Source organism: Mycobacterium sp., from assembly GCF_052144515.1.
In the GTDB taxonomy this organism is placed as follows: Bacteria; Actinomycetota; Actinomycetes; order Mycobacteriales; family Mycobacteriaceae; genus Mycobacterium.
In genome coordinates this window covers 1-2,839 of the sequence record NZ_JBKQQD010000035.1, presented here as the reverse complement: position 1 = coordinate 2,839, position 2,839 = coordinate 1, and the positions used below count along the sequence as shown (strand labels likewise).

Below are 2,839 nucleotides of genomic sequence, written 5' to 3'. Positions count from 1 at the left end.
TCTCCGAGGACGCCAGCTACATCACTGGACAGATCATCGGCGTCAACGGCGGCCGCAACACCTGAGGTTTTTCCCAACGCGGCTGAGTCTCACTTCATCTAGCACGTCGAGTTGGCGGATTACCGCGTGATCGGCCCACCGCGTCATGTAAGTGACCGCTCTTGACGCCGTCAAGAGCCGAGAATGAAACCGCAGGTAACGAGCGGGAGTTAATCGGAACGAGACGGACCGAAACCGCAGGTAGGATGGTATTTTGCCTGGTCAAAGCAGGGGTTCGAGTCCCCCTAGCTCCACCAGGAGAAATGGTGATTCGGCGAAGGCGCGACAGCCCGTTGACGACAAATTTGACGGCGATCTATCCAGTTTCGCCGGCGTCGATGCCGCTCGAACCGAACAGCGAGCCCATCGAGTCGAAGGCGTCAACGTTGGACAGCCTCGATAACTTCGACATAGGTCCCTGTCGTCACCGTGATCGAGCTGTGGCGAGGAATCTTCTGGACCGTCGCAGGCTGGACGCCCATGGTGAACAGCAGCGTCGCGCAGGAGTGGCGGAGGTCGTGAACTCTGAGCTGAGGCACGTCGGCTTTCTCGCACAACCGGTGGAACATGCGGTTGACATCGCGGGGTTCTGTCCCGCCGCCTTTTGCCGTCGTGAACACCAAACCCGTCTCACGCCATGACGAGCCTGCAGCCAGCCGCTCCTCGAGTTGCCGCCGGCGATGGTTCACCAGAATCGGCACCAATGGCCGGGCAGTGGGAGAACCGCCACCGAACCTTCGGTTTTGACGTGCTCAAATTTCAACTGCCCGTCCACCCGGTGTAGTGCTCGCCTGATCGTGATTCGCCCCCGGTCGAGGTCCAGGTCCGACCATTCGAGCCCAAGCGCCTCACCTCGCCCCAACCCCATTGACAGCGCGACCGCCCACAATGCGTTCAGTCGTTCGGTTCTGCGGTCTTTAGGAAGCGAAGCGCCTCGGCCCGAGTGAACGAGCGCGCCTTCCGATCGTCGGTGACGCGTAGCTGTACGAGCCGAGCGACGTTGCTGCTCAGCTTTTCTCGTCCACCGCATCCTGTAGAGCAGCCCTCAGAACGCGCAGGATTTGTCGGATCGAGCTCGCCGACAGCACATCATTGCAGCATTGAGGCGTAGCCAGAGCACAACGCCGCGCCTTCGACGTGCTGCCCGCGCAGCGTCCTTGACCTGCATGCAGCATTGGCACCGCGTCTGCAGCCCGGTGAGCCAAGCGCGGATATGCGCTGCCTGCAAAGACTTCAACTTCCGGTTGCCGATGCCCGGCACAATGTGCAGCCGCACATCGCCTTCATAGGTCGCGTACGTCGTGCGGCGGATGCTCGGTTCTGCGATGTGCTCGAGCCAGTAGCTCATGTACTCCGCGACAGTTAACGTCATTGTCGCATAGGGTATCCCGCGTCGCTGCTGATCACCGATTTTCCCCAGTTCGTCAAGTCGTTGATGTTTCCGCAGCCACTCCCGGCTCGAGGTTCCCGGGACCTTTTCGGTGTAGGCGCTGCATCAAACGCAGTGCGGTTACCGGTCCCGGCCGATGAGGCCGGCTGCACGCCATGCCATTGCCATGATCGGACCGTTTAGGTTTCCGGCCACCATGGTCGGCATCACCGAGCAGTCCACGACGCGCAGGTGCTCGATCCCGCGGACCTTCAGCTCGCTGCCGACCGCATCCTCCTCGCGGGGTCCCATGGCACGGTCATGCTGCATTCCTTCGAACAAGATCCTCTGGCACGGGCTATACGATCGTACAGTGATGGCTCTGGTGGGGTGGCACACCGAAGCGCGCCGGGTTCGTCCGCTCGGGTGTCGCCGGTAGCAAGATGGGCAAATGACGTCTGCGGGCGCACGCCGAACCGAGAAGCTACAGGCGATCCTGGCCGCCACGGAGCGGCTCATGCTTCAGGAGGGCTACGGCTCAGTCACCTACCGCAGCGTCGCCGCGAAGGCGGGGGTGGCCGCCGGCTTGGTCCAGTACTACTTTCCCTCGCTGGACGAGCTCTTCGTCGCGGTGCTTCGCCGTGGCACCGACCGGGTGATCGACGGCCTGGAGGCGGCGGCCCGCTCGAAATATCCGCTTCGTGCGGTGTGGGAGTACGCCAATAACCGGAGCGGCACGGCGCTGTTGATGGAGTTCGTGGCCCTGGCCAATCATCGTCCGGTCGTCGGCGACATCATCGGCGAAGGCGGTGAGCGGGTCCGCCGTGCCGTGGTGGAGGCGGTTACCGGACGCTGGCCTGCCTATGGGCTCGATGAGGATGAGTTACCCCCGCCGGCGTTGGTCTTCCTGCTGGGAGCCATCCCGCGGATGGTCCACCTGGAAGAGGGGTTGGGCACCTTCACCGGTCACGCGGAGACCCTCGCGCTGGTGGAGCGTTTCTTGAATCGCGTCGAACCCGAAGTCACCGAATTCGACGACTGATTGGCAGTTGCGACGCCAGTTCCGCCCTGGAGGTTGCGCTCTGCCAGCGGATATGATGTTCTTGTACAAATCGCCAAACTCTACCCGGAGGTCGACATGCCTGGAACTTCCTGTCCGATCACTCCCGCCCTGGGTCTCGAAATCACCGGGCTGACTGTTCGCGAACTTGCCACACCGGATGGTGCCCGGAAAGCCCAGGAGGACCTCGACCGATACGGCGTCGTGGTCTACCGCGAGATCAACATCGACGACGACGACCTCGTCGCCTTGAGTCGCATGATGGGCACCCTGGTCGTCCAACCGACAGGCGAGCACAAGTACCCGGAGATCCAGACCATCACGCTGGACCCGACCAAGACCAACGCCCTGTTGGCGTCCTTCCGGCAGGG

General features: G+C 62.5%; 3 protein-coding genes and 2 pseudogenes. 2 read left to right on the top strand and 3 right to left on the bottom strand.

The features are described from left to right. Window positions 1–419 precede the first annotated feature (419 nt). From ACLP9N_RS01845 to ACLP9N_RS01835, 3 genes and pseudogenes are all read right to left on the bottom strand, one after another. A complete protein-coding gene (locus ACLP9N_RS01845; RefSeq protein WP_442405805.1) occupies window positions 420–740 on the bottom strand; it encodes a tyrosine-type recombinase/integrase in 321 nt (106 codons plus the stop codon). A gap of 344 nt (window positions 741–1,084) precedes the next feature. Further along, entirely contained in the window at window positions 1,085–1,411 is a 327-nt protein-coding gene (locus ACLP9N_RS01840) for an N-terminal phage integrase SAM-like domain-containing protein (protein ID WP_442405804.1), read from the bottom strand. A 138-nt stretch (window positions 1,412–1,549) separates the two neighbouring features. Next, window positions 1,550–1,723, bottom strand: a pseudogene (locus ACLP9N_RS01835) (GMC oxidoreductase); the annotation flags it as partial. A 136-nt stretch (window positions 1,724–1,859) separates the two neighbouring features. On the opposite strand from ACLP9N_RS01835, the gene ACLP9N_RS01830 reads away from it, so the two are divergent. Together ACLP9N_RS01830 and ACLP9N_RS01825 are read left to right on the top strand one after the other, a co-directional pair. Next, a complete protein-coding gene (locus ACLP9N_RS01830) occupies window positions 1,860–2,450 on the top strand; it encodes a TetR/AcrR family transcriptional regulator (RefSeq protein WP_442405803.1) in 591 nt (196 codons plus the stop codon). Window positions 2,451–2,546: 96 nt separating this feature from the next. Continuing rightward, window positions 2,547–2,839 (top strand): annotated as a pseudogene (locus ACLP9N_RS01825) (TauD/TfdA family dioxygenase); the annotation flags it as partial.